Below are 5551 nucleotides of genomic sequence, written 5' to 3'. Positions count from 1 at the left end.
ACCGCCGGCGTTCGCGGCGGTCACGTACACCCCGTTGTCGCCGGTCCCGCGTGCGAGCACCGCCACGATCCGCAGCCGTACGGGGCGCCCGTCGCCGAGCCAGACCCGCACCGACCGGCCCACCTCGGGCCGCTCCCACTCCTCGTTCACGACGATGGAACGGTCGTCGAGGTCCCGTACGTCACCGGCGACCACCGGCAGCCGCGACACCGCCGCGAACGCCGCCACGTCCGTCACCGCCCGCGCGTCGGACCGGACGAGCGCGGTCCGCTCCTCCTTCACGTACACGGCGGTGGAAGCCGACGCGGACACCACCGACGTGCCCGGCGCGACCACCCCTCGCGACTCGGCCGCCACCGCACCGCCCCCGCTCGCCCCGCCGGACCCATGGCGTCGCCCGGCCCACTCGCCGAGCCGGCCCGCCGCGCCCGTCACGACGAAGTCCGCCCGCGTCCTGGCCTCCGCCTCCGCGGCCTTCGCCCCGGCGACCGTCGCCGAGGAGCCCAGCAGCGAGCCGGCCAGCGCCACGGTCACCAGGACCGGGGCCGCGACGGCGGCGGTGCGCCGTACGGACGTGGCCGCGTTCTCGCGGACCAGCAGACCGACGGCACCGGGCAGCGCCGCGCCCAGCAGCCGTACGAGGGGCCGGACGAGCAGGGGTGCGAGTGCCGCGACGGCGGTGATCAGCAGCATCGGCTGCGTCGTGTACGTCTTCCGCTTCAGCAGCTCCGCCGGGTCGGTGCCCCATCTCCAGGCCAGTAGCCCCAGCCCGGCGGCCAGCAGGGCGACACCGATCACCCGGCGCGACCGGGGCAGCACCGCCGTGTCCACGGACGCCTCGCGCAACGCCTCGACGGGACCGATCCGCCCGGCCCGCCGCGCGGCGACCCACGCCCCCGCGAACGCCACCGACACACCCGTCCAGAACGCCACGTGGTACGGCCACACGACCGAGCCCGGCAGCGCGAACCACGACGGCGCCACCCCGCCCGCCACCAGCTCCCGGATCAGCACGGGCGCGCCCCATGTGCCCAGCGCGCACCCGGCCGCCGACGCCGTGACCCCGACCGCCAGCGCCTCCCCGAGCAGCAGCCGCCGCACCTGCCCCGGCGTCGCGCCCGCCATCCGCAGCAGCCCGAACTCCCGTCGGCGCAGCGCCACGACGAAGGCGAAGGTCGACGCCGTCACGAACACCGACACGAACGCGGTGACCCCGGCGGCCGTGCCCAGCAGCGAGTTGACGGCGACCAGCGCCTCGGCGTCCCGCTCGTACGACGGGTCGACCCGCCGCCGGTCGTCCCCGGTCAGCACCCGTGCCCGCTCGCCGACGACGGCCCGTACGTCCGCGACGGGGGCGTCCACCCCGACGGCGTCCCGCGCCGCCGTGCCGTCGGTCCGCACCGGCCCCAGCTTCCGGAGCTCGGCCAGCAGCCGCTCGTCCACAGGGTGTGGACGGGCCAGCTTCTTCGACACCCTCGCCGTACCGGACCCCCGCTCCACCTCGACCGTGAGCGTGTCGATGCCCGCCACCACGACGGGGGAGGAGGCGAACCGCTCGGGTTCGCGCACCGGCGGGTCCAGGGTGGCGGCGACCCCCAGCCCCATGACCGCCACAACTCCCACCCCGAGCGCGACGGCCACGAACGACCCCACCAGCGCGGCCCACCGCGCCCGCAACGACGCCAGACTCAGCACGACGACCTCCCCACAACCACGCCCGCCACGCCCGTCACACCTGCCGCGCCCGTCATGCCTGGCCTGCCTGCCGCACCTGCCATGCCTGGCGCGCCCGCCCCTTCCGCCGCCGGACCCGACCCGCCGGCCCCGGCGCCGCGCTCCAACCCCGCCATGTGCGCCGCCACCGTCTCCGCGGACGGTGCGGTCAGCTCCCCGCTCACCCGCCCGTCGACGAGGAACACCACCCGGTCCGCGTACGACGCGGCCACCGGGTCGTGCGTGACCATGACCGTGGTCTGCCCCTCCCGGTCCACCAGGTCGCGCAGCAGTCCGAGCACCTCGCGGCTGGTGGTGGTGTCGAGCGCGCCCGTCGGTTCGTCGCCGAACAGCACCGCGGGCCGGGTGATCAACGCCCGCGCCAGCGCCACCCGCTGCTGCTGTCCGCCGGACAGCTCGGCCGGCCGGTGTCCGGCCCGTTCGCCGAGCCCCACCCGGTCGAGCGCCGCCCGCACCGCGCCCCGTGACGGCCGCCGCCCGGCGAGCCGCAGCGGCAGGGCGACGTTCTGGGCGGCGGTCAGGGAAGGGAGCAGGTTGAAGGACTGGAAGACGAAGCCGATCCGGTCCCGCCGCAACAGCGTCAGCCGCCGCTCGCCCAGCCCGCCCAGCTCGACCCCGTCGACCCGCACCGTCCCGCCCGACGGCCGGTCCAGCCCCGCCGCGCACTGCAACAGCGTCGACTTGCCCGACCCCGACGGCCCCATCACCGCCGTGAAGGTCCCCGCGGCGAAGTCGAGATCCACCCCGTCCAGGGCGACGACATCCCCGTACACCCGCCGCAGCCCCCGCACCCGCACGGCCGCCGAGCCCTCGGCGGCCGACGCTCCCACCGACACCCCGGCCGCCGCCGGTGCCTCCGGTGCCCCTGACGTCCCGTACGTTCCCGCCGGCCGCCTCAGCCACCCCGGCCGTCCCGGCCGTGCCGTCCTCCGGGGTGCCCCCGACGTGCCCGTTTCCTCTGTCCTGGTCATGCCTCCAAGCGAACCGTCCGCGGTCCGCCCGCACACGACCACTGGAGGGCGTCCCGAGGTAGGGCCAGCACTACCTCCGCCCCGCCCACGCCATGACACGATCGAACACGTGAGTACGACCAGCACGGTGGACCGCGCCTTCGAGGCGGCCCTCTACGCCGACACCGACGCCGCCCTCGACACCGGCGCCTCCCTGCTCGCCGCCGACCCCGCGACCGACGCGGAGGTGGCCCGGCGGGGCCGGGAGTTCGTCGCCGGCGCCTGGCGACGCGGCTGGCAGCCCGCCGACGTCGTACGCCTGGTCCGGCGCGAGCTGGACGACGCCCACGTACGGCTGGCCGCGCGCCTCGTCGTCGACGAGCACGAGGAGGGGCGGGACGACGAGCACCGGAACGGGCGGCCACCCGGCGGTGGACGACGGCAGCCCCCGAGCCCTCGCTGGGCCGTCCAGCTGGACGAGGCGCGGGCCCTCGCCGAAGCCGGGACCGCAGCCGAGAGCGGGCCCCGCGGCGACCGCTTCTCCCGGGCCACCACCGCGCTGGAGCTGTACCGCCTGCTCCTGCGGCTGCCCACCCTGGAACCCCTCGACCGCCCCAGGGACACCGGCGCGCACCCGTCCCACCACCCCGAGTCCCGGATGCTCACCCGGATCCGTTCCCTCCTCGCCAAGGCGGAGGCCACCGACTTCCCCGAGGAGGCGGAGGCGCTCAGCGCGAAGGCGCAGGAGCTGATGGCCCGGCACAGCATCGACGAGGCGCTGCTGGCGGCCCGTACCCACGCGAAGGACGCGCCCGGCGCCTGCCGGATCGGGGTGGACGCGCCGTACGAGACGGCCAAGGCGGTGCTCCTCGACGCCGTCGCCCGCGCGAACCGCTGCGAGGCGGTGTGGAACGAGTCCCTCGGCTTCTCCACGGTCGTCGGGTTCGAGGCGGACCTGGAGTCGGTCGAGCTGCTCTACACCTCGCTCCTCGTGCAGGCCACCACCGCGATGACGAAGGCGGAGGCGGCCCAGCGCAAGGGCGGCCGCAAACGGACCAAGACCTTCCGGCAGTCGTTCCTGGCCGCCTACGCCCACCGGATAGGCGACTGGCTGGCGGCCGCCGCCGAGGCCGAGGTCGAACGGACCGAGCGGACCGAGGCCGAGGGCACCCCGGAACAGGACCTGCTGCCCGTGCTCGCCGCCCGCGGCGTCGCCGTCCGCGACCGGTTCACCCGGATGTTCCCGGACACCGTCACCACCCGCGTACGAGGCGTCAGCGACGCCGCCGGCTGGCAACAGGGAGCCGAGGCGGCCGACCGCGCCCAGGTCAGGGCCCGGCCCCGGCTGCCGTCATGAGCGCGTCCCGGCTGCCGCCATGAGCGCGCGGGGGCGCCCCGTCCGTACGGCCGGCCGCCGCCGGTCACCGCACGGGTCACCCCACGGCGTCGCCGCTCAGTCGCCCACCGGCGTGAACGGCCCGACCGTCGCGTCCAGCGTGCCGCCCGACTGGAAGGCGACCTCCGCGTCCGGCCAGTCGTAGGTGTTGGCCTTCTTCTCGCCCGGCAGGCTGAAGCTCAGCTTCTCCACGTCGGCGCTCTTCTGTGCGTCCCCGGCCACCCCGCGCACGTAGGCGATGGTGAAGGTCACCGACTGGCCCTGCGCGAGGGTCATTTCGGCGTCCTTCGCCGCGCCCTCCTGCGGCGCGAGCGGCCAGGACTTCCCGCCGGCGAGCAGTTCGACATGGGCGAGGCCCTTCACGGTGCAGGGGGCACCGCTCTTGTTGGTGACGGTGACCGGCACGGCGCCCTCGTCACCGGCGGCCGGCGCGGCGCTGCTCGGCCCCACCTCGAACGCGGCCCCGGCGGCGACGCACGCGGAGCCCGAGCCCGCCCCCTTCCCGTCGCCGGAGGGGGACGCGGTGGCGGTCTTGCCCCCGTCCCCGGCGTCACCCCCGTCGTTCCCGCCGCAGGCGGTCAGTGTGAGAGCCGCGAGGAGCGCGGCGGCGATGGCGGTCGGAGCGGTACGCATGGAGTTCCCGAGAGTTCGTGGCTGTCGCAGCCTGTGCTGGTGTGAAGGTACGAACGGGCCGCGGAACCCGGTGGTTCCACGGCCCGCCCGCCCATGATCGGACGCCCCGGCCCCGGACCCGTACGATCCCGCCGTCCCGCGGCCGGAGCCGCCCGGCGGCCGGGTCAGGACCCCGAGGCCGCCGTGGGCAGGTCCGTCGGAAGGCCCGAGGGAAGCGCGCCCTCGGTCTTCTGGAAGGTCTCCTTGCCGACCTCGCCCTCCCAGGTGACCGTGAGGGACTTGGAGTCCACGGAGTCGACCATGCCCGAGGTGCGGTCCTTGGTGCCGTCGGTGCACTTCAGCTCGATCATCCGCATGTTCGCCTCGTCGGAGACCTTGCCGCTGCACACCGTGCCGCCGACGACGAACAGCGCGGCCTCGTCGCCGTTCACGAACAGGGCGACCGGCTTGCCGCCCGTCGTGGCGAGCCAGTTGCCCTGGAGCTTCTTGTCGCCGCCGGTGGAGCCACCGGAGTCGGTGCCGCCGTCGGTCGCGTCCGTCGCCGTGGGGGTGGCCTTCGGCTCCTTCGCCGCGGAGTCGCCGTCGTCGCTGCTGCACCCGGTCAGCACGAGCGCGACCGCCAGCCCGGCGGCCGCGGCCCCGGCCCGCACGCGCCGGCGGGTCGAGGTCCCCCTCGTCGCGGTCCTTGCCGTCATCGCCGTAGTCACTGAGGTCTCCCCAAGGTATGGCCGGATCCGGTCGCCGCGGCGACAGCGGCAAGCTACCAGGAGCCCGTGGGCGCCGGTTCGCCGGGAACTGTGAGAACCCCGCGAACCGTTGATGACGACCCCGCCCGCGC

At 75.7% G+C, this 5551-nt stretch carries 5 protein-coding genes; 1 reads left to right on the top strand and 4 read right to left on the bottom strand.

Features of this window, described 5'->3' with window-relative positions; genetic code table 11:
- A partial coding sequence (locus tag AOK23_RS36000) for an ABC transporter permease (RefSeq protein WP_240496714.1) occupies positions 1 to 1695 on the bottom strand: 1695 nt, incomplete at its 3' end.
- Complete coding sequence (locus AOK23_RS35995) at positions 1689 to 2531, bottom strand: ABC transporter ATP-binding protein (RefSeq protein ID WP_079049900.1); 843 nt, start codon at positions 2529 to 2531, stop codon at positions 1689 to 1691. The genes AOK23_RS36000 and AOK23_RS35995, both read right to left, overlap by 7 nt.
- Before the next feature lie 283 nt (positions 2532 to 2814).
- On the opposite strand from AOK23_RS35995, the gene AOK23_RS35990 reads away from it, so the two are divergent.
- Complete coding sequence (locus AOK23_RS35990) at positions 2815 to 4041, top strand: DUF2786 domain-containing protein (RefSeq protein WP_055716726.1); 1227 nt, start codon at positions 2815 to 2817, stop codon at positions 4039 to 4041.
- 96 nt (positions 4042 to 4137) lie between these two features.
- Here AOK23_RS35990 and AOK23_RS35985 read toward each other — a convergent pair whose 3' ends face one another.
- Entirely contained in the window at positions 4138 to 4713 is a 576-nt protein-coding gene (locus AOK23_RS35985; RefSeq protein ID WP_055716725.1) for a DUF4232 domain-containing protein, read from the bottom strand.
- Positions 4714 to 4877: 164 nt separating this feature from the next.
- Positions 4878 to 5408, bottom strand: coding sequence for a hypothetical protein (locus tag AOK23_RS35980; RefSeq protein WP_055716724.1), 531 nt, complete (start codon positions 5406 to 5408; stop codon positions 4878 to 4880).
- Between the last annotated feature and the right edge of the window lie 143 nt (positions 5409 to 5551).

Origin of the sequence: Streptomyces torulosus (assembly GCF_001419765.1) — a bacterium.
Lineage (GTDB): Bacteria > Actinomycetota > Actinomycetes > Streptomycetales > Streptomycetaceae > Streptomyces > Streptomyces torulosus.
The sequence above is the reverse complement of the archived record's forward strand: the minus strand, read 5'-3'. Positions and strand labels throughout refer to the sequence as shown.

Coding starts and splice junctions, on each gene's coding strand:
- AOK23_RS35985 (WP_055716725.1), bottom strand. CDS start 4,713: ATGCGTACCGCTCCGACCGCCATCGCCGCCGCGCTCCTCGCGGCTCTC.
- AOK23_RS35980 (WP_055716724.1), bottom strand. CDS start 5,408: ATGACGGCAAGGACCGCGACGAGGGGGACCTCGACCCGCCGGCGCGTG.